The 22,162-nt window shown below is 62.3% G+C and carries 3 protein-coding genes and 3 pseudogenes; 3 read left to right on the forward strand and 3 right to left on the reverse strand.

The features are described 5' to 3' along the window. Positions 1-35: 35 nt before the first annotated feature. Both JKL46_RS26180 and JKL46_RS26185 read right to left on the reverse strand, forming a co-directional pair. Complete coding sequence (locus JKL46_RS26180) at positions 36-7,523, reverse strand: hypothetical protein (protein WP_201838803.1); 7,488 nt, start codon at positions 7,521-7,523, stop codon at positions 36-38. After that, positions 7,520-19,183 carry a hypothetical protein gene (locus JKL46_RS26185; protein WP_201838805.1) on the reverse strand — a complete coding sequence of 3,888 codons (11,664 nt, stop codon included), beginning with the start codon at positions 19,181-19,183 and terminating at the stop codon, positions 7,520-7,522. The genes JKL46_RS26180 and JKL46_RS26185 overlap by 4 nt, the downstream gene beginning before the upstream one ends. A gap of 301 nt (positions 19,184-19,484) precedes the next feature. Here JKL46_RS26185 and JKL46_RS26190 point away from each other — a divergent pair. Together JKL46_RS26190 and JKL46_RS26195 are read left to right on the forward strand one after the other, a co-directional pair. Then, positions 19,485-19,705, forward strand: a pseudogene (locus JKL46_RS26190) (IS6 family transposase); the annotation flags it as partial. Between the two features lie 67 nt (positions 19,706-19,772). Continuing rightward, a pseudogene (locus JKL46_RS26195) lies at positions 19,773-20,036 on the forward strand (transposase); the annotation flags it as partial. A gap of 235 nt (positions 20,037-20,271) precedes the next feature. On the opposite strand, the gene JKL46_RS26200 reads toward JKL46_RS26195, so the two are convergent. Further along, positions 20,272-21,321 (reverse strand): IS110 family RNA-guided transposase, encoded by a 1,050-nt coding sequence (locus tag JKL46_RS26200; RefSeq protein ID WP_425493304.1) that lies wholly within the window; start codon positions 21,319-21,321, stop codon positions 20,272-20,274. Positions 21,322-21,385: 64 nt separating this feature from the next. Between JKL46_RS26200 and JKL46_RS26205 the strand changes: the two are divergent. Then, positions 21,386-21,934, forward strand: a pseudogene (locus JKL46_RS26205) (DDE-type integrase/transposase/recombinase); the annotation flags it as partial. Positions 21,935-22,162 lie beyond the last annotated feature (228 nt).

The raw sequence follows: 22,162 nt of genomic DNA on the forward strand, positions 1-22,162 counted from the left end.
CTCATCCTCCTTGTCAAAAAGTCCGCGTATGCTTTTCAGAATGTTGGCTTGAGGAAGTCCTCAATTCCGTCCGGCGACTGGCCGCCACCTGTTCTGTCAATCTTGATGATGGCCGCGGTCTCTTCCCCGCCGGCTAGGCGCACGCGGGGGACAAATTGCCACACGAAGAGACCGCGCCTGCGCACCATCCCTCGCGCAAGGTCGCCTGTGAGATCGGGATACTCGACGAACTGCGGCAGAGGCGCGCTGGCGAAGAGCGCGCTCGTCAGTCGCTCTTGCCCAGAGGCATTGTCACGCGTGGCGACCCCGAACACCGAGGGCGGTGGCGCGAGAACCGGTTCCGCCACGACCGTGGCGGCGACGCTGATTGAGACCGCCAACCAATAGGCCGTGACGATGATGCGATCGCCTGGCTCAAACGGCATCGCTTCACCAGAGACCCGTAGGTCGGCGACGGCGATCGCGTATGCCTTGCCACCGTCGACGGCGTAGCGGGGACGAGTAGCATCGGGATCAGTCGCTACAACGGAAGCGATCCGCAAGGGAAGCGCCGGCGAGTCGGGCGCGGATTTGCGCACCAGATCAAATCCGAGGCTAAAACCCCAAGGCTGGACGGAAGCCCAGGTCACATCCCTGTCGCCACCTGGATTGTCTCGCCCGGGGTCAACAACGCCAGCGGCAACGTGAAGCGCCGAGGAAGGGTCGTACTCGATCCGATCGATGGCGAGTAGCACGGAGCCCGGGCCGCGATTGCTGACCGTTTTGCTAGCAAGAGCGCGGTCATAGCTTGGATCGCCAAACGCCGCCGTCGCGGGCTTGATCGGCAGGGATGAGCGGAGCGCGGGCGAGAGCGGCAAGGGAAGCGACAGGACGCGGCTCGGTCCGGGAAGCAAGCCGGCGCGTTGGTCGATCGCTAGATCCACCGTGCCATGCTGGACGTGGGGGTTGGGCGCTGGCGCTGGGTCGCCGGGATCGAGGAGAATCGAGACCTTCGTGTCCCCGGTCGCGTTGCCCAACGCCTGTGCCGCCGCTTGCCGTTCCGCTCCGAGCGACAGGGACAGCGTCACCTGGCGATATTTTAGTGTCACGCGCCTGACCCACCCGAGTCTTGAGAGGCCGAACCGCCGCGAACCGACAATCAATGTCGCGCGCAGGCCGGTCGCGGCGCCGCTCAGGAAACCGAGACGGGCGAGTACCGCGATAGGATCGGACGAGGCGGGGTCCTCCGCCCACGGATCGTCTCGTGCCTCGACGCGAAGGTCGATCGTATCCGGTAGTTCCGCGACTCCGAGAAATTCTGCGACCGGCACGATCAGGAGGCTGCGGATGATCGCTTTCGTCCGATCCGCTGGCTCAGGCGTATAGCGGAGCACGGCGAGCGATCCTGCAGCGATCACCGCCTTTTCCAGCACCGCGCCTTTCCCCTTCAGAGCGTCATCGACGATGTCCTGGGCGAGGAATGTGCCGCGGCGGCGGTCGAGATCGGAGACATCCTGGAATACGGTCGATCGAGGCGCGCGTGTCTGGCGCCACACGGCTGGGCCACGATCACCTGGTCGGCCATAACGCGCCGCGACGCCGTCGAAGGGCGTCGCGCTTTTCGCGAGGATGAGCCCTTCGTGGTGGAAGGCAAGGGTGCCCGGCCGGCGCCCGGTGGCGATGACCTCGAATGGCCCTGGCTGAATGGCCGCGATGGCCTTCTCCTTCGTGCCGTCGATAGTATCGAGGCGAAGAGGCATGAGCGCTTTCGCCGTCGCGTCTGGCAGCGGCACGCGTGGACGTGGCGGTATCGGGATGAGGGCGCGGTCCGCCGGCGCCAACAGGCGCTCCCGGGACCGCCGAAACAAAGTTCGTTGACCGAGCGCCAGCACGCTCGCGGACTCGAACTTCTCGTCAAGCGAAAAGGTGCGGGCCGGCACGGAGAAGCTTCGATCCTCTCCCGACCAACTGTGATCGCTGTCTTGGATAACACGCTGCTCGCCGAGCGCGATGGCGGTTGTCGCCTTGGCAGCGAGCCGCTCGGCTTCGCGCGGCCAGGCGAGAGCAGGGGACGCAAACAGCGTGCGCCCGGCATTGCGTAGGCCGCGGGACTCAGGAAGCTCGCGCAGAATCGCCGGCCGGGTCAGGAACGCGATGTGCTCATGAGTGAGATGACCATGCTCCTCTGCGCCGTCAATGATCCGGGCGGCGAGAATAGCCAGTGGCTCGGGCGTAACCGAGAACGTTAGGCGCGCCAGCCGTCCTCGATCCGCGCCGCTCGCCGCGTTGGCCGACAACAGCGATGCGTCGCCACTTGTGAGTGGAATGATTGATACTCGATCCGCGGCAAGCACGACGAGATTGGCGTGCGGAACCGCAACGCTTGAGATGCTAGAGGCGGCGGCGAGCGCGATCTCGTCGCCGCGATGTGTGACCGCGAGGCGCAAGGAGCGGTACTTGCCGTCGGCATCCTCTGGCGCCTTGGCGACCAGGATCGTCCTCACCCGGCCATGGAACGCCTTCCCGATGTCCGGCTGCTTGAGAACATATTTCCAGGCGGCGAGCGTGCGCAGCCAGATCGGCCGCGCGAGCCATGCCTTGGCGTCGGCGGGCTCATCGACGGGCTTGCCGTCCTCCGGGCCGAACATGATCGCCTGCGAGACAGGTGTGAAGGGCGTGATGGGCTCGCCCACGAGACGATCACGCAACGCCGTCAGCGTACGGACCGATCCGTCACCAGCCGCGAACGGCACCACGCTCCCGGTGTCGAGCCGATGCGGATAGGCGCCAGCAAGATCGTAGGTCGAGACTGACAGCTTGAGCGGCGCCGCGAGGGGGCATTGAGGAATGTTGCTGAGCACGCCGAGGCTAGAGCCGCTCTCGAACGGTGCCAGCCAAGGCATTGCGAGCGTTACGCCTTTGGAGGGGGCGGATCCGTCGCTGGCCGCGGTTTCGACGTCAATCAGCGACGCCCCGACGATCAGGAGACCCTTCGGTTGCTCCTCTTTAGCTATCGCCTTCGCCATCTCGTAGGTGGGTATTCCCGCCCGCGCCAATGCCCTGATAAGTACGCCCGCGCTCGGCGCGAATAGCTTATCGGCTTGGGCAAGTGCGATGTCATCCTGGTAGCGTGCCGCGAACGCATGGCCGGAGGCCGTGTTCGGCTCTAAAGCCTCCATGCACCGGTTTACGAACCAGCTGCTGCTGGCGATCATAACCTCGTCGAGCGTCGTCCATTTGAAGGCCGTATTGGCATCGCGACGCAGCTCGTGCGAGACGAGCGCCGTGAATGGCCACGCGCGCCCCAATTCAATGCTGTCGCCTGTCTGCCTCAACCGGCCTGCCTCGAGCTCGACATCAATTAGTCCGATTGCCGCCTTGTGAATGAAAGTCCCTTTGTCGTGCGCGATCGTGATGTCGGTCTGCCAGTCCCGCCAATCGTCCGACCTCGCGGCAAAGGAGCCACTGGGGAGCGCTGCCTCGCTCAGGCTTTCGATCGGCCAAGCGACCGCGCTCGTGATGGCGAGTGGCTGAGACGTTACCGACAGCGTCGAGGCCCACACCATCGGATGATCGTCCGTCGACAATCTGTGGCGGATATCGAGCAGTGGATGAGCGCTGTCGCGCTTGCATCTGATCTCTGCAAAACCGGCAAGGAGATTCGCGATCGGCCACTTCTCGGGTCGATGGCTTTGTTCGACCGCGCATGCCAAGGCGAGTTTGAGCGTCGCGCCATCGAGGGGCCATCCTGCCAGGAACTGATCGGAGGATGCGAGATCCCGGGTCACCTCCAAGGTCAGCGAGCCCTCGCTGTGATCGATCCTGGCCTCTCCTGCTGCCGTGGCCCCGAACCACCGCGCGGTTTCGCCGAGAGTCCATTCGACCAGGGCGCAGCGGGCCAAGGTTGGAGCAGGTGAGGAGGGGGAGTGCGCCGGACCGGCGGACACGAACACAGTCCCACGCATCTTGATCGTCGGTTCAGTGCCCTTCCTGATGTCTCCCCAGCCAGCGACGATCCTGTCGATGGCGAGGCCTGAGCGAAGCTTCGGGTCCGGTGCGTTTTCGAAAGTGAGCGTCAACGCAGTTGGCGTCAGCCCGACATCGCCGGACAGCAGTTCCACCGAATTGCCAAAGAGCTTCGCCTTGACTCTCCCGCTCGCCGTGACCGCCGCCAGCTTCCCTCCAGCGGCTGCGAGGCTGAGTTCAAGCGTCATCGACAGACGTTGACGATCTGCGGGCGCCGCCTTGGCTGGCTCGGGGCCGTAGAGTGGCAGCGCCTCAAGCGCGAACGCTACGGTCGCGGGAGACGCGCCGATGGTGATCGCGTCGGCGGTGATCGCGACGGCCTTCACAGTTAGCAGCGTCGCCTTGCCTTGGTCGACCGAAAATTCCAAGGCAACGGGACTGCCGCTCGCATAGGGTTCGTCGTCGACGAACGGCGCCTCTTCGTCCTCTATCAGCGCCGTAGCGGGCGGCTCGATATTGCCGACGACGGTGAGCCCCGAGAGTGTCGCTTTGGTGCGATCGCCCCTGAGTGTCAAGCTGGCCAGCCGCTGCGGGCGAAAGACGAGCGGACCCAGCTTGATGACGAACGACCCAGGCACACCGTCGGCGGCACGCTCGAAAACACTCCACTCATAGGTGGCCCTTGGGAGCGTGTCCCGCCAGAACACAGTGCCGTCCGGTCGCGCGATTCCCTCGATCCCAGATGAAACGTCGAAGGCAAAGCCGCCACCTCCCTCGACCATTGGCAGGTCCCTAAATCGGACACAGCAAGCCATCCCGTCGAAATCGAAGGGTAGTGATGGCGCGCTTGCCGCGACCCGGTGCTCGGCCGGCGCGGTGGTCTCTTGATACTTCACACTGCGCCATTCGATGGCATCGCCCGACGAAGTATGGTCGGGAACTCGGGATTGCCCAATGCCGCGCGTGTCAATTTGATAATCGCCATCGTGGCGCAACGCCACGGACCAGCCGGTGACGGAAATTTCACTCCCCGTCGCATCCGGCAGGGCCACAAGTTCGCTGTCAGTGATCTTGAAGTGTTTTCGTAGGCCGGCGAGCGCGACGCTGCCCGCGGCCGGCTCGCCATTCAACAGATAAGCGCCGAGCGGCAGCGCGTCGTTCCCCTCGCCGATCGATACGCGGGTATTCCACACATATGGCTCCGCGATGCCCTTGATGGCGACTGTGGCCACCGTCTCCAGACTGTGCCAGCCGGTGACGCGGTCGTTCATTGTGCGCGTGAGCGACAAGCGTCCAGCGTTCTTGGTCCACCGTTCCGCGAGACTGAGCGGTTGGAGCGCGGTCGGCGCGGGGTCGCTCGCTTGGCGCGAAGCGCCAAGCGCAGCCGGCGGGCTCGGGAGATTGGCCGACGCGAAAAGCTCGCCCAGTATCGGCAGGTCAAATCGCAGCGAGCCCTCGAGCGATGCGAAGCTGAAGCCGTTCGGGTCAGGCGGACGAAACTCGACGCCGGGAAGTGTGAGCGAAACGAGTGAAACGGCGCTAAGGCCCTCGCTGGCTTCCATAGCGCCGTTGCCGTCGTCCGTGGGCCAGGGCCATCCAAGCGACGCGGTTCTCGCGGCAAGTCCGCCGAGAAACGGGAATATTGAGGGAGACGATGCGTCGCCGAACCGCCCACGCAAAGTCAGGGGCGCTGCTTTCCTCAGTACATGTTCATGCGGCACCAGATCTCTCGTTTCAAGCGGCAGGGCGGCGCTCGCCCGTGTGCGTGTCGCCGGCATCGCCGAGAGGAGCGCCATCGACGGATGCGCCAGCCAAGCGATGACCCTCGGATTACAGCCGGCCACCTCCGAATCATCCGGAAACTCCGGACCGGTGATCGCGACGCGGATCTCAGCCGGCGTGGTTCTGAGGCTGGCGGTGTTCACGGGGCTATGATCGACCTGCCAGCCAACAGCGTTGTCGTCGCCGAAGATCAGATCGAGGGGTCTCGCGGCGATTGGGCCGCTATCCAATCGGGGGAGGATATTCTCGGGGCTTGGGCTTGATGCTGCCGCGAAGAGCGTGCCCGACAGCGTGCCGACGGCGCCGATGAGCCTCGCCTCGACAGCTAAATCGTTCGCCCCGACTCTAGTCTTGGTAAGCCTGATCAACGCTGATTCAGCCGCAACCACTTGGATGTCAGGCTCCGAGGGCTTGATGTCGTTCGCGCGGATGCGGACGAGGCCATTGAGCGCTGGGGTCGGCGGCGGGTCCTTGATCTCGGCCTTGGGATCGTGCCGCAGCGTTGGGAGCTGAAGGAAGCCGCGCTCGAGCGGGATGAAGGCATAGAGCGGCGCGTCCTTATCTTCAGACCATGCTCCGGCGGCGGTGTACAACGAGCGCAACTCCTTGCCAAACGCGTCGGTCTCGGCGATCAGCGGCACCGGATCCGCCGGATTGGCGTGTTTGACGAGACTGAAATCAAGGACAGCGGGTGCCGCCGATTGCCAATACACGTTGACGCTTGCGGCCCGTTTTAGCGTCACACTTTGACTCTCGATTGTCAGCTCGCTTAGCGTCAATCTCGCGGTGCCAACGTTGATCCGGCATACCGAAGGTATCGCGGCACTGTCCGTGCGTTCGGTGGTCAAGGTAACGCGTAGCGCGCTGGGCTCGACCTGGATCGAGTCCCGACCGGTGGTGAGCACACCGCTTGAATTAGCCAAAACCCAAAATATCGGACACGGCCCGGGTGCCACGTTCACAGCGATGGGCGATTGATGAAACCGGCCGAAAGCCGTCATCAGACGATCAAAGCTCGCCCGCAACGTCGGCATGTCCTTACCACCAACTGGCTTCAAGATGAACATGCCAAGGCCGCTCGAGGTGTCGTATGTGAACAGAAGCGTCAGCATGAGCGGAGTTGACGCGACATCGAACGGATCTTTGACGACTGCGTCGAACTCGATGCCATCGGGAGCGAGACGGACACGCGCTGCCTTTTCTGCCACAACAACCGGGACCGCGATGTCGGATCCCTTGCCGAAGAGGCCGACCACCTTGTCATTGGGCGCCCATTTCTCGGCGCGGCCGTCCATGCCCAGCTGCAGCCACTTGCGTAAGGTCACGGAACCCGTGCGAGGAATGGCGATTTCGATAGCGCCCGAATCGAGTGTCAAAGGCGCGGCTTCGATATCGTTTGTATCTTTCTCGTTTAACGCAAACCGCGGCGCGACCGTTGTCTCGGAGTATGCGGGCGAGGCTGCCTTGATGACGAGGTTCTTTTTGTCGCCGATGCGCAGGCGAGGGTTGTCGCCGCCGCCATCGCCCGCCATGCGGGGACGAATTGCCGCCTGGAAAAGACGCGGCTGCCGGTAGTCGGTCAGCGTATGTTTCTTTGGCTCAGTGATCCTGAGGGTGGAGCCCTGGAAGTCCTGGGCCAGCGTCCTCAACGCGGCGGCGCGTAGCGGATAGGGAGACACCTTGGCCTTCGCATTCAACAGGCCGACGACGAGATCAGCTTCCCAGAGAGATGCCAGATCCGGCTCAAGCTGATAATTCGTGCGCGACATGACCTTGATGGCGCGAAAGTCGCTCATGGTTGGCTCCTCTCGACCTCGTGCGACAGTGGAAGCGCGAAGCCGCGGTAGAGATTGAGGATCAGTTTGCGGTGTGGCCCGAGCGCCTGATCCTGCGCCATCGCGAGGATTGCAGCTCCGCCTTTAAGCCTATCCGCCATGTCTAGCTCATCGATTAGCGCGCCTATTTCGGCGTCGTTCGGCGGCCGGCGGATCGTCAGGGCCTTGGTCTCCAAGTCCAGCGCCAAGCCAAGTCTGTTGCCGAAATCCCGGAGCTCAGCCATGACTGCGGCCCTGACCGTGTGCGGCATCACAAGCGTAAAGGGCGAGATGTCCGAGCTGGTGTTCGCCTCGCCGGCATCGATTGCCTCAAGTGTCGAGAGTGGGCGAAGGCGACCAGGCAGCGCGCTTACCTCGAGCGTTGAGATCAGTGCCCGCAGCGCTGCTCGCTTGTCGTCGTCCCAAGCACCGCTTGGGGCAAGCTCGGCACTCAACAGGAGTTCGAACGGTGCAGCGACGTCCCGGGGATCGAGCCTCGTGATGGGTTCGAGGTCATCGATCGCCATGCGCGTCAGAGGAGCGAATCCGGCGAAAGGTTTCGTTTCATCTGCCAGAGCGCCGCTGCTCACATCGGCGAACATCGATGCGCGGATCGCGGTGAAGATCTTGGCATTGAACTCGGCTGCTGTTGTGCTCGGCATGGGCACCGTATGTAGGCGCAGGACGTCAGAAAAGGCGGCGCGTCCAGCGGCGTCGCGGACGTTGGGTCTAGGCAATAGCCAGTCGGAGTTGGCCATCACGGGCTCAACCACAAATGCGTTCTCGGCTCCAGCCGTGGCTGGCTTCAAGAGACCGTCCGTCTCCCACGAGCGCGGTAGTCCGGCAGCCCATGCCTCGACACCAGCTCTCGCCGAGACTGCATCCCCGTGGCCTAGTGTGGAATGCCAGTGATAATCCCGGTTGCGGCCTGGTTCGGGATCCGCAGCATGTCGACGGAGTTCCGTCACGACCGCATCGGCCTCGCGATAGGCTTCGTAGATTGCGATCAGGCGGTTGATCTCGGTGATAAATGGCGTCCAGTCGATGGTCGACACGCCGGCGGGGTGGAGGGTACCCGCCGGCCGTGTGATTGTGATCTGCGCTCGCCTTTTCGGCGCGCATGCGACCCACTGAGACCAACCGGCGACTTCAATCTCCATCTTGTCGAGCAAGGCGCGCCCCTCGTCCCCGAGCGTCATGACGGGCGCGGCCGCGGCGGCGAGCGTCTCAACCTTCTTCCTGAAAGGCACAACCACCTGCCAGTGATTGTCCATGAAGGAAGTCTCGACCACGTTGGTGACCTCGAATTGAGTGAGGCCTGCGATCACTGCGTAGACGGAGCTATCGTCGGATACCTTAGGGAAAAGTTCGGCGACGACAGATCGCGACCCGCCCGTCGCGTCGGTCTCGAGAGCGAGCGCGTAGGAGGCCATCGCATCCGGCACCTGCAAAACGCGCTTGGCGTCGAAGGTCGTATCCTTGAGCCAAAGATCGTAGTCGTCGGACGAGAGGCAGTCGAAATTTCGAGTGAGGGGAAGCGTGACACGGATTTCGGCCTTCTCGTCCCGTTCGTCGATCCACATGGTCCAACTCGCCTCGGGCACCGGCCAGGGCGAATGCCCGACGTATGGCGCAATCCAAGGGAACCTGGGTGTCGGGCGGCCTTCGGCGATCATCGCAGCTGACGGCTCGGAGACCACGACGCCAGCTGCGGCGTGAGCGAGCGCGTGCAGGCGATAGAAATAGGGTACATCGCCCGTGCGGACGGCTGAGATGCCACTCCAACCGTCCGCGATGCGAAGCGGCAACTGCATGTCCGCCGGAAGCTTCGGCTCGGCAAGCTTCTCGCTGGTCAACGACAGTGTCGGCGGCGGGGGGCGCCTGCCGCCCTCATCGCCAAATGGAGTAACCAGTTCATGGTCACCGATCCGCGGCCAATCCTTTTCCGCCAGAAAGCCTCGAGCCCAGCGAGGGGCGGAGAACTCGCGATAGAATTCCAGCCCTATATGACTGAACTGATAGCCGTCCGACACTTCTCGGTTCGATTCCGAAATGATTTCCTCGGAATGGCGGGCTAGCACGATCTCAAGCTGTCGGCCCTCGCGTCGCTGCTTCGGGTCGCCGCCCGGAGGAGTGTCGAGCCAGACATCCAGCCGCCGCGCCGACAGGATGACGGGCGGACGGATCGGATGGGTCCGCGGCAGGACGACATCAACGCTGCGGTGCTCGAAGGTTTTATCGTTTGCCTCGATCTCGACAAGTCCGGGCACCTCGATCCTGGTATTATCGTCTGGCGTCGCGTGGCCGATGTTCTCGTAGCGGCCAAAAGGCCGGACCACGTACCGCCGGCGCCGCGCCCAGGCATCCTCGTGTACGATCAGAATATCCATCCTGCCGTCGGCCCGCGGCGCTATGCGCCAAGGATCAGGTCGCGTCACGGTCGCGAGCGCGAAGGGTATTTTTCGTGCGTCGTCTGCATGGACAGGGCCAAGGTCCATGAACCTCACATTGAACTGCTGGAGTCGCTTCAAGACATCAAGCCGCGCCTCCGGCGTTTCAGCCTCATACAGCCTTGCGCGCTCGACCTTCGGGAACCGGCGGGCGATCAAGGTCAGCAAAAGCCTGATGTTCAGCGTCGCATTCGGTTGGGGTCCTACAGCCAGGCCTTCCTTGTCCGAGCCTTTGTGGAGCACATCGAGAACATTCGGGTCGAGCCAGTCGAAGCGGCCGAATGGATCTGGTTCAGTGCCGGGATCCCGCACTATGGCGGCGGGACGGGAGACGGGCTCGACCACGAGGTCCTCGCTCTGGAGGTTGGCCATGGCTTGGTCAAAGCGGACCGTTCCGGCGACAATGACACGGACCAAGGCGATGCTAGAGCCAAGGCCCGGCGAGGAAATCGCTATCTTCGTCTCGATCGCTTCACCTGGCGCGAGGACGGTGCGCGCCACTATGTCTTCGCTTCGAGCCACACGGACAACGCGTGAGCTTCCCAAGCCGCCAGCCACGTCGAGCACCTCATAGAGAGCGCCGCCGCTGACACCGCCCAGCGATCGTAGGGGCTCGATGACGGCGTCTCCGGCCTTGTTGGATTTGACCAGGCAATAGCCAACAAGCGTCTTGTCGAGAAGCATTTCAGGCAAGGGCCGCAACGATATCTGAATGAGCGACAAGCCCTCCTGCGCAAGCAGGTTGCGGGTGTCCTCTGCGGTGACCTCCTTGCGGACAGCTGAGTCGAATGAGGCGAGTTCATAAAGTCCACCCGGCCGCGCCATGACGTCGACGAAGGGCCTGACATTGGCGGCGCTCACGTAGCGCGGAGCAATGGCTGTTATCGCCGCGTTGACAAGCCTCAGCGCGTGCTGCGGAGCTACATACTCGGCTGCCTCCATATCAAAGAGTTTGACACCCGTGGCGAGGCCGACGGTGCGCAGGAATGCCCAGCCATAAGGATCGCGCTCGGGCGGGAACTCATTCGCGAAATCCTCGAAAGTCTCCGCCTTGGTGGGGGGCGGGCCGTCAAGCACCGGTTCGTAGCGGCGATAGGACGGTTTATCCGGGGGGATTTCCCAACGCAGATAGTCGATGACGTCCGCCAGGAAAGGATGAAGGGGCTGGTCGAGATTCACGTCGATCGAGACATTGCCCGTCGTTCGTGATCCATTCTGGCCGCTGAGGGAAACCGTGACGCTCTTGAAAGACGAGGGCCTGCTCTCGTAACGGTCCCTGATCGATTGTGCGTGCGTGTCGTCGGCGTACCACCACAGCGAGCGCAACAAGTGCGTGAGGGCGCCAGGAGTGAAATTGCTTCCATCCTTGCGCCTGAACCTCGCGGTGCCAGGCTTGGGACCGGGAATCCCGGGCATGTCGATGAGTTGGACGAAATGGTCTTCGTCATAATGAAGTCTTACCTTGGCGCTGTCTTCGGTCCCGTCGAGGCTTAGCGGCGCGCCCTTGTTGAAGCAGAACTCGATTTCGAGAGGCTGGCCCTTGTCGAGGACAGCCATGAGTTCGGCTGGGACAGGCACGAGTCCGAGGGAAACACGCGGGCCGATCTCTGGCCAAGCGAGGATCGTCTCCGCGGGAGAGAACCAAGGCGCGCGACCTTCGCCGCCGGCGCGCGACTTTTGAGCGAGCACGCGCGCCGTCTCGCTGGGATAGAAGGCTTCCACCTTTCCGAAATCGCCGATCTCCGCGGGGTCAAGGCCGCGCAACGTCTCGGGGAGGCGCTGCACCCGGGCAACGCGCCGGGCGTAGCGGGGAAGATCCGTAATGGTCGGAAGCTCCGCTAGATTTGTCTCAAACAAGTCGAAACCACCAATAAGCTTCTCATACTTCATCGGGTCGGCGAAACCGGGTCTTCCGGTCACGGCGATCGAAGGTCTGGCGTTCCAGGCGATGCGTGTCGCTGTGCGCCGCTGACGGTCCACGAGCCGCAGCAACGGTCCGTCTGACCTCGCCTGGCGATCCTGTCCCGATTGGCCGGCCGCTGCTACAGCCGCCATCAAGTCCGCAAGAGACTTGTCCGGATCGGGTTGAACGACCGCTAGGCGATCCGCTCGACCATCGAGATCCTCAAGCGACAGTGCGTCGAAGCGCAGCCGGCGCGGATGCTCGAAGGTCTCCACCACAGTCTCAACCGCGACCGGAGGGCGCTCGCGTTTGGCGTCGGGATCCAGCACCACGAGGGCCATGTCGGCGGGGAGCCAGCCGGAGGGCGTATCCAAAATGGTGTTCGGGTCGACCGGCGAAACGAACTTCCGGCGCTCAGCGGCGACGCGCACGGCGCTGATTCCTGAGGAATCATTGACGCCGAGATGTTCCCTGATCATCTCAAGGGTCGCGGGTCCCTTGCCGTCACCGCCGATCAACTCGAAACGCGCCTTGCCGCGGATCGGATGTGATTTTGGGCTATTCGTCTGCCTGCAGATCTCCAGCGGCTGGAAGCGATCCGCGTCGGTGTAGCGAAGGCCGAGTCCATCATCGAGATTGGGAAGGACCGTTTCGGGCTGCTTGAGCACGACGAATATATCGAGATCGCGGCCTGCGGCAGGTTGTGCGAAATCCTGCGGCGACGGGCGCTCTCGCGCTTTCGTTAGCGCGTCGACGCCGTAGATGCCGCCTGTCACCGCTATCTCCCGACGGAGGCAAAGATGATAAACCGTGTTCTCTCCGGGCAGCCTTTGCTGCGCGCCTGACGCGCTGTCAGCCGGATGGGCGAGAGGGTCGTCGATGCGCAGGAAGAGGCGCAGGAGCGGTGGTTCATGCGCTCCCCCAATCGGATCAGCCAGACGCTCGTAGTGGAAGATGATCTCGGCCTTGAGCAGCGGCCGCACAGTCGCCGCGGGCTTCTCGGGCCTGAACTCAATCGGGGTCGGCAGTCCCTCGGAACCGGCAATATCGACAGGCACGATGGTGTAGAGGAGCTTGTGATCCTTGTATGTGTCCCAGTCCGAGTGGGCATCGGCACCGCGATGGAGCAGAACATTGGCGAACTTAGGATCGACCGCGGCGATATCGGCGAGATCGTCCACGAGTTGGGCCGCTTGGCGCAGGGGCTGAATAAGGCCCTTTTCCGAAAGGAGAAATGGAGCGGCGGCCTTCGTGGTGACGGGGTGGGGCTTGAAGCTGGAAACGACACCGTTCTCATCGAGAACCTGCCGCTCGATCCGGTAATGGCGCAGCAGGAACTCTGGATCGTGATAAGGGCCGCGCGAGGTTTCCCATAGCGGCTCGAGGTCCCAATCGAGCACGATCCCGGTTTTGCCGCGTTCACAGGTAAGTCCGGCAAGCCTTGGATGCGCCTCGGAGAAGAAGCGTGCGGGCGGATTCAGAAGGTGGACGCGTCTCGGGTCTTGCGGCTGCCCATGCTTCGAACACCGCACGGCGATTTCGAATTTCGATGGCACTGGCTTGTCGGGGTTGTCGATACCGGGGAACAGGGAATTGAGTTCGGGTTCGGTGACCACAAATGTGAGCCCGAGGTCGCGCGCGTCGACGCCGTTGCTGCGCCGTGGCCACGTATATCGCTGGCCATTCGGCCCGCCGGCTAGTGCCGCCGAGGCGAGAGCGGCGGCACTCTCGCCGATCGCCGATATGATACCTGAGCGGCGTTCCTCGACCGCGCGTATATAGTCGGTGATGCTTTCCTCCTTACCGATCATCTGATCACGGGCGGCACGTCGCAACGTCTCCGTGGCACGGGCCTCATCCTGAGGCAGGCGTTGACGGGTGTCGGCGATCTCAGCGAGTGGCGGCTGTTTGAGGAGGACCTTATCCCCGTAAAGTGTGTCGCCAACAAATTTCAGGGTCGGGTCCGCCTTTTGGACCCCAATGAAGCAGTGATAGAGAATGTTCGGCAATGTGATGACGTCGGCGCTGTCCTCGCTGACGCCGACCACCGCCTTGTCATCGAATTGCAGCCCGCCATTCCCAACGGATTCCTCGAGCCCATCTGTTCCCTGAAGTCGGGTGATGTCGATGGGCATGTTGGACAATTCATAGTCGTGCTGGGTAAAGAAGGTAGGCCTGCTGGGCACGTTCGGATCGTCCAATTCAACCGGCGGCGGTGGTGGATAGAAGGTGCCGTCCACAGGCCCCAGATCACCCATGGGCGTTTCATCGCGCGGTATAAGCGTCATGACGAAAGCGCGATCGTCTGTCGCCGGGACCGGGACCTCAAAGAGCACCGCCCAGAACGACGGCGTCTTGATCTCGGACGTTTCGATGGTGGCGGCGATTTCCGTCGCCGCCTGCTGCTTCTTCTCCTCGACGGCTGCCTGCTGTTCAGCCTGGGCGGCGGCCTGCGCGGGTGAGGACGCCGGAGGCGCGGGACCAAGAGCCTTGGCCGGCTCGGGCACCGTGGCGTCGAGACCAATGGCGAGAAAGCGTTCGACCTTGACGCGGGCGCGCTCGAGCGCGCCTTCATTGATCCCCAAGGAGACGCCGAGCCTGAGCGTGCGGCCGAAACCGGACACTGTGAGGGTGGCCACGCCACGGCCTCCCAACTCTTGGGGAGAAATGGCGAGTTCCAGGGCAAGCGTTACCGTGCGGCTGAAGGACAGCCCGATCTCAAGATGGATGCGGGCCCTGAACACCTCGAATTCGAGCCAGATCCGCACGCGGATGGACACCGTCACGGCGAAGTCGATGGCGCCGTAGAATAGGGTTTCGTTGGGGTCCCGCAAAGAGATATAGGCGATGAACTTGGCGGCAAGATACATATCCACGCGCGCCACCGCTGACGCACCGAAGGATCGCCCGCCGACCTCGCCGCCCAATTGCGCGAAACCCGAGCCGCGGAATGCAACGCCATAGAGCAGCGCCGAGTCCTCGATGCGGAATACAAGGCCACCTTCGAGGCGTATTCCGATCTCGGCCGCTCCCATCTTCCTCGCGAACTCGAACTTGAGCTCGTAGGGCCAGCCCATCTCAAAATGGAACAGCCCTGGCTGAATGAACAGCGTGGCTGACCAACTCACGCCACTCATGGCCTCGCGCAGTATTGGATGCAGGACCGGCGTCTTTCCGATGTAACCTTTGCCATCGGCGACCAACCTTCCGAGGAACTGCTGGCGTGGCGCCGAAACATAGAGATAACCGCGCAGTGGCGGATTTGTGCGAATGTCATCGCGCGCGACGACGACCTTGCCGGATGCGCCTTCGCCCTCGAGCTCGCCATTCACGAAGGCATGATAATTGGTAGCGATCCAGCCACGCGCCGTCATCAAGAAGGTTAGATCGGATCGGAGTGCCGCCGCGACATCGAACATAATCGGGTTGGACAGGTACCTTTCTTCGTCCGAGAGCTTTCCGGAGTTGGAGGCGCTCGCGACTGTGAAGAGGGCGCGCATAGCCAGCGTAAAGCGGTCTCCCTCGAGCTCCGGCGCCCACGCGGAAAATGTCGCGAGCTCGCCCTGGCGCTTTGAGACATCATCGAGCACTGCCACCAGTTGATCTGGACTGCGCACATAATCCGCGGCGACGAGGCCAGCGAACGTGTAACTTTTGCCAAAGCCGAAACCGACTTCCCTGAGATAGAACATGCCGATCGGCGTCGGTATCTCGATCGACAGTTCCTCCTGCTGCGCAAAAGCGAAGAAGGCATGCTGGAGACCGTTCTCTCGGCGATCGAGTTCTAGAAATCCCATTGCCGCGGCGAGCGGCGCCCAGCCCTTTATGCGCAGGCGGCCGCGCGCCATGAAGCCTTGCGCCGTGATGGCTTCGGGGTAGGAGAGCTGGCGGTCGAGTGAGGGGAGCGTGCCGTCAACGGTGATGGCGGTCGCTTCGAGCGTCGCTGCGCCAAGCTTGATCTCGACGCCGAGCCCGTCGAAGGCGATTTGTGGAAGCGCGCTTCCGTCTCTGGGAGGAGCGATCCATAGCTTGTGGAAGTCAATCTTCGGGCTCACCGTATCGCCCGCCTTGACGAACTCCACCTGGCCCGAGATCGACAGCGCCGGCATCCCACCGAAGCGCCCGACGGAGGGGTGCAATCCGAAGCCGCGGAGCTCGAATTTGAAGATGTTGAAGAAATTCACCGCGCGCTTCATACGCACGCCGATGTGGAAGTCGAGATAGTTCCTCAGGAGCGTGGCATTAGTGGTCAGCGGCGCCTTGTCGAAAACAATCTCGAGGTCGTCCAGATTCTGAAGGAGGCCGCCGTCAAACTCGTCGCCACTTGGCGTGAAGCGGGCGGAGCCTGTAAGAGCGAACCAGAAATGAATGCCACTGGCGCCAAAGTCGCGCGCAAAAAGCTCGATCTTCTGGAGCGTGAAGGTAAAACGGGTCGTCTCACAGGCGATCGGATCTGAGCCCTTGTCGAGAAGAGCTTCGGCCGATTGCACCGTCAAGCGCCCGTCCTTGAGCCCCATGGCAATGGCGATCTTGACATTCGCCTCGCCGATGAGAGCCGGCGGCAATTGCCCCGAACCCTTGATGGCGAAGGAGGTAAGCCGCCCGGCCTTGATCGAGACACCCCCTTCGTCGAAGCGGAATGGCACCTCGACACCCGCCAAGGTTACGGGGGCGTCACGATCGGCTCTCGCTTCGAGATCGACCCCATGGCGACCTATTGCGAAGTCCTCGATCTTGAAAACGAGGCCACGACCTTCACTGGCGATACGGCGGTACCAGAGCTCGAGATCTATGCCCTCGGCGAGCGAGAGGCGCACGTCGCCCCCACTGAAGTCGAGAACAAAAAGCTTGTACTTATTCTCGGGAAGCGGGGTTGCCTTGGCATAGGTAAAGCGTGCGTCGAGGCCGAGCAGGGTTCGCGGTTTATCAAGCTCAGCTTCGGGGACGGTGATGTCGACCTTGTTGTCAGCCTTTAAGGATGTATGAAGCGACATCAGATCAAGCGTGAGGATAAGTGTCGTCGCCGACTCGAAGCCCCCGACGCTAACGATGATCGGAATCGGCAAGGTTACAGAGTTGGTGTTGACGACCGGCGCGAAAGGTTGGTCGGCGATCTTTATGTACTGGCTCAGGCTGTCGAGAACTCCGCCACCTGATCCTTGCTCGGCGTCATCCGGCCTTGGTGCCGACAGGAAGGGAAGGACGCGATCCTTCGCATCGCTCGCGAGCGACACTCCGATCTTGAGATCGTCTCCCGCTCCGCCGACCTTGAAAACAGTGAAGAGGGGCGGTCCCTTGAGTAAGGTGAGCTTGTATTTGTTTAGGGCTGAGTTAACCGGTCCGATGCCAATTTCATTCAAGACATCGACAGTAGGGGGATCACTGAGCTTCCGGAAGAACGTCGCCTTGCCGTCCTGTATCGCCACGAGCGCGAAAGCGGCCGGCTGAGTCAGGTCGGCGGTGACGGTGATCAGCGGATCCGATGGAGGGCCGTCCTGTTTGCTATCACGCACAGCCTCGACCGGTGCGCCCGGTCGGTCGAACCAGAGATCAGTCGAAATGGTCGCCGCCTGTGCTGATGGCTGCACGATCAATGCTATCAGCGGCGTCTGGCTAACATCTAATACGAGCGCGGGCCTCCACTTACGGGGTATTCTTAAGGTTATACCAAGCGCGACGGCAGTCTCTATGCCCGCCTCGCCGTCGTCGTCCTGCCCAAGAGGTGAGATCCAGATTTGGCGGAGCGCGAACGTCTCCGCGTCGAGGCGGATTTCGACAGCGATATGCGAGATAAGCGTACTGCCCGCCTGCTTGAGAAGAGCGAAGATGCGGGTGATGATCTCCGCGACTGCTTCCGCGAGCGCGGCAAGCGCGCTGGCGACCTGTCCCGCCGCCTCGGCCGCCCATCTGGCGATCGCCGCGGCGAATTCGGCGAGACGCCTCAGTAGCGGCGACGGGTCGGGCATGTCCGGGAGATCAGGGGAGGGCGCGTCGAGCGCCTTGATGAGCGCGACGAGCCGCAAAACGCCTGGGATAACCTCGCGCAAGCCGGCTGCGATGAGCTCAATCGGATACGGCTCGATAACCGCGAGTTCCGTCAGGCGGCCCGACGCCTTGCCACTCGTTCCATTGAACGTCGTGACATAGCTGAGCTTAATGGCGAGGAAGACTCTGGGGTCGGAGCGCGCCTCGATCTCCAACCGCGAAACGCTAAGTGTGGAGGTGAGGCCAAGCGATCCAGCACGTGTTGCTAGGTTGTAAGTTCCCGTCATGCCCGCGGAGACCTCGGCCGTGCCCCGCAGGATAACCGGCACGCGGCTATCGTTGACGTCGATCGTGCGCCTTATCGGCGGGGCTGTCTTGTCCGACGCAATCTCGCCGGTGACCATGAGGCTCGCGGCCGTTAGCCGAAAGCTAAACCCGGTGATCCTGGCCAATCGGGTTGTCGTCTCCCAGGCTATGTCGCCGTCCTTCGCCGCCGCGGTCGCGATGGTGAGCGATCCACCTGCCACAGCGCATGAGATTTCCGGGGGACCTCCGCTCCAGTTGATGGTGATGGGCGGCGCCTGCAACTTCGGAATGGCGAAGGCGAACAGTCGATCGAGCCCGGGGAATGTCAGACCGTCGAAGGACAGCGTTGGAAACGGCGCGGGCGGAAATCCAAGCTCCAGCTTCGGCATGGCTGACCATGCCGCCGCGGGGATGGTGAACTCAGGAATTGCGTCGATCACATCGGCACGGGTGACGCGAATGGAAACCGCTACGCCGACGTCATCTTGATAACCATTGACACTAATGTTTAGCGAGGCCGTGGCCTTCGCCACGAACACGAGGTCGCCGGCGGCAGCACCTTCTTCGAATAGCGCCTCGGGATAGATGCCCGCGATGGCGCTGAGCGCGGCGTTGCCTACGGTATGGACGCCGAAGAACGATGCACCCCCATGAGCTTCAACGGTAAGCGCAATATTTTGTAGCGTCCCGCGCAAAGCGGCTCGGCGCGCGCGGAATTCCTTCAGCAGGACTACATTGGCCTCGCGCTCGGCGGAGTCGGCGGCGTCGGCCACCGCCTTCTTGAGATCCGCGAGCTCCTTCGCGAGCTCTTGCTTGGACTTTAGATGATAGTCACGGCCCGCTTCGCTTAGGAGTTGCCGGGGGATGCTGAGAGGGTCGCGAAGGGTAAGTTCGGCGGAGGTGACGGGGCTTTTGACAGCGACGATGAGGCCGGCGGCAACAAAGTATTCGGCGTCAATGACGCCGTTGAAGGCGATAGAATTATTCGCAAGCTGCACTACATATAGCACAACACGGTCACCTCGAGAGATTCTCTTTCAACTTCTTTTCGGAAAATATCCAACAAAAACATGATTCCCAATCATCAGCGTCGATGATGGACTACGAAGCACTAAAATGTGACCTTAAGTATGAGCGCCGTTGCTGTCACGAGCAATTAAGTATAAGCGCCGTTGCTGGCACGAGCAAAATCGATGGCACATCAAAATAAGCGGATCCGCAAACGGTTAGTTTCAGCTAATTCTGCCCGGCTCAACAGCGGAGAGTAGCGTGTTCAAGGGCCGGCATTTTGATCGATCGATGACCTGCTCTGCGTCCGGTGGTACTTGGCCTACAATCTCAGCCTGCGCGATCTTGAGGAGATGATGGCCGAGCGCGGCATCTCTGTCGATCACACGACCGTCCACCGTTGGACTGTGCATTATGCTCCGCTCCTACTGGAGCAGTTCAATCGCCGTAAGTGGCATGTTACATGCAAATGGCATGTTGATGAAACCTATATCAAAGTCCGGGGCCAGTGGTGCTTGACCTGCCCCTGAGATTTCCCTCCAATTGGAGTTAGAGTCCGGCCCATCATAAGGACGGACCATGAAGCGTTCACGGTTTACGGAAGAACAGATCATCGGGATCCTGCGCGAGCAGGAGGCCGGGGCAAAGGCGGCCGACTTGTGCCGCAAGCACGGCATGTCGGAAGCCACCCTGTATAACTGGAAGGCCAAGTACGGCGGTATGGACGTCTCGGACGCCAAGCGCCTCAAGGCGCTGGAAGACGAGAACGCCAGACTGAAGAAGCTGTTAGCCGAATCCATGCTGGATGCCTCGGCTCTGCGCGATCTCCTCTCAAAAAATGTATGACCTGCCTCGCCCGGGCAAGGGTCTTGATCGTTCTGACGATGGTAGTCCGCCTAAATGTATCCGGCCTCTCGCAAGTGAGCTGCGGTTGCAGCCAGGCCATGATGAGATCCGCGCGTATCGTTCCCAGATAGTGGTTCGTGCAGGAGCACGCCTTTTTGTACAGGGCTTACGATCCGCCGATCGACTGTTTCGTCATCACTCTCCCGAACCTCGCTTTCCGTAGACCGTCAGATCAGGCGACGGCCGGATCTTGCCGCTCGTAGATTGCGCCCGGCTGCGTGATGATCGCCCAGGCTGTTCGGGCGATCTTCGAGGCCAAGGCAACTGTCACTTTGTTCAGGTGCATCCTACCCTGCAGGGCATCGATCCAGCCGCCGAGACGATCACGGCCTCGATCAAGATGGATCACACAGGATCGGGCGCCATGGATCAGCAGGCGTCGGACATAACGATTGCCGCGTTTGCTGATGCCGAGCAGGGTCGTCTTGCCTCCAGTGGAATGCTCCCGCGGGACAAGGCCCAACCAAGCGGCCAGATCGCGGGCGCGTCGGAACTGCCGGCCATCGCCAATGGCAGCCAGGAGGGCGGTCGCTGCTAGAGGGCCGATGCCCGGGATGGACATGAGGCGCCGTGCCCGGTCATCGCGTGCTGCAAGACCTTCCACCTCCCGCGTCACCTCGGCGATCCGTTGATCAAGCCGGATCACATCGTCGAAGATCTGCCGCAGCATCCGACGCATGGCTGGGGTCAGGTCGTTCGCCTCGTCGTCCAAGATCAGCGGCAGGTCGCGGCGGAAGAGACCAGCTCCCTGACGGATTGCGATCCCGTACTCGATGCAGAAAGCGCGGGCCTGGTTGATGAGCCGGGTCCGGCTTGTGACCAGCTGGTCCCGGATGCGATGGAGGGCCTGGAGGTCAACCTGCTCGGTCGAGCGCACCTGGGTAAAGCGCATTGTTGGGCGTGTCACCGCCTCGGCAATGGCCTCAGCATCGATAGTGTCGTTCTTGTTCGACTTCACGTAGGGCCTCACGAACTGTGCTGGGATAATCCGCACCCGGTGCCCCATGGCCTGAAGCTTGCGCGCCAACCACTGTGAACCCGGACAAGCCTCCATGCCGACGAGCGCCTTCTCGGTCTGCTCGAAGAAGGCCAGAAGCTTCTCCCGCCGGAACTTCAAGCGCTGGACGACAGCCCCGCGCTCATCGAGCCCGACGATGTGGAAGATGGTCTTCCCGAGATCAACGCCATAGACGGCGCCATTCACTTGCTCATTCTTAGCCACGGTCTTCCTCCTGTGCTCACGTATGCCCCTTCGACGAGGTAGGGCGAGGCAGGTCATCCCATTAGTGGTAGGGCCCGCCGCGAAGCGCGAAGCCGTCGCGCACCTGCAGGCCGGCTTCGGCCTGTCGGAGCGGCGGGCCTGTACCCTGATCGGGGCTGACCGAAGCACGATCCGATACCGCTCATGCCGGCCGGACGATGCCGTCTTGCGCGGCCGCCTGCGCGACCTGGCGCGGGAACGGCGTCGGTTTGGCTACCGGCGACTGTTCGTGCTGCTTCGGCGTGAGGGCGAGACGGCGGGGCTCAACCGGATCTACCGCCTCTACCGCGAGGAGGGCCTGAGCGTGCGCAAACGTCAGGCACGTCGGCGGGCGGTCGGCACGCGAGCGCCCATTCTGGTGGAGGCGAAGGCCAATGCGCGCTGGTCGCTCGACTTTGTCCATGACCAGTTCGCGAACGGCCGGCGCTTCCGCATCCTGAACGTCGTCGATGACATGACACGGGAGTGCCTGGCGGCGATCCCCGACACCTCGATCTCAGGCAAACGGGTCGCCCGGGAGCTGACAACCCTGATCGAGCGACGTGGCAAGCCGGGGATGATTGTTTCCGATAACGTCCTATGTGGGGGAGCAGCAGGGGCACTGGGCCAGCAGATCTCAGCGCGTCGATTTGCTGGATCGGCGCTTCGGTCAGATTGAGCCAGGTGGCTTCCACCGTCAACGGGATTGTTCTCTCCCATAGCAAACACAGGATCCAGCGGTCACAGCCGTGGTCCTCACCGTCCTCAATACGAGATACACCCCAGGTGGAAGGCCCAAACATTATCTACAGGGTCGCTTGCG

It is taken from the genome of Microvirga zambiensis WSM3693 (genome assembly GCF_016735695.1).
GTDB classification, from domain to species: Bacteria; Pseudomonadota; Alphaproteobacteria; order Rhizobiales; family Beijerinckiaceae; genus Microvirga; species Microvirga zambiensis.

Coding starts and splice junctions, on each gene's coding strand:
- JKL46_RS26180 (WP_201838803.1), bottom strand. CDS start 7,523: ATGAGCGACTTTCGCGCCATCAAGGTCATGTCGCGCACGAATTATCAG.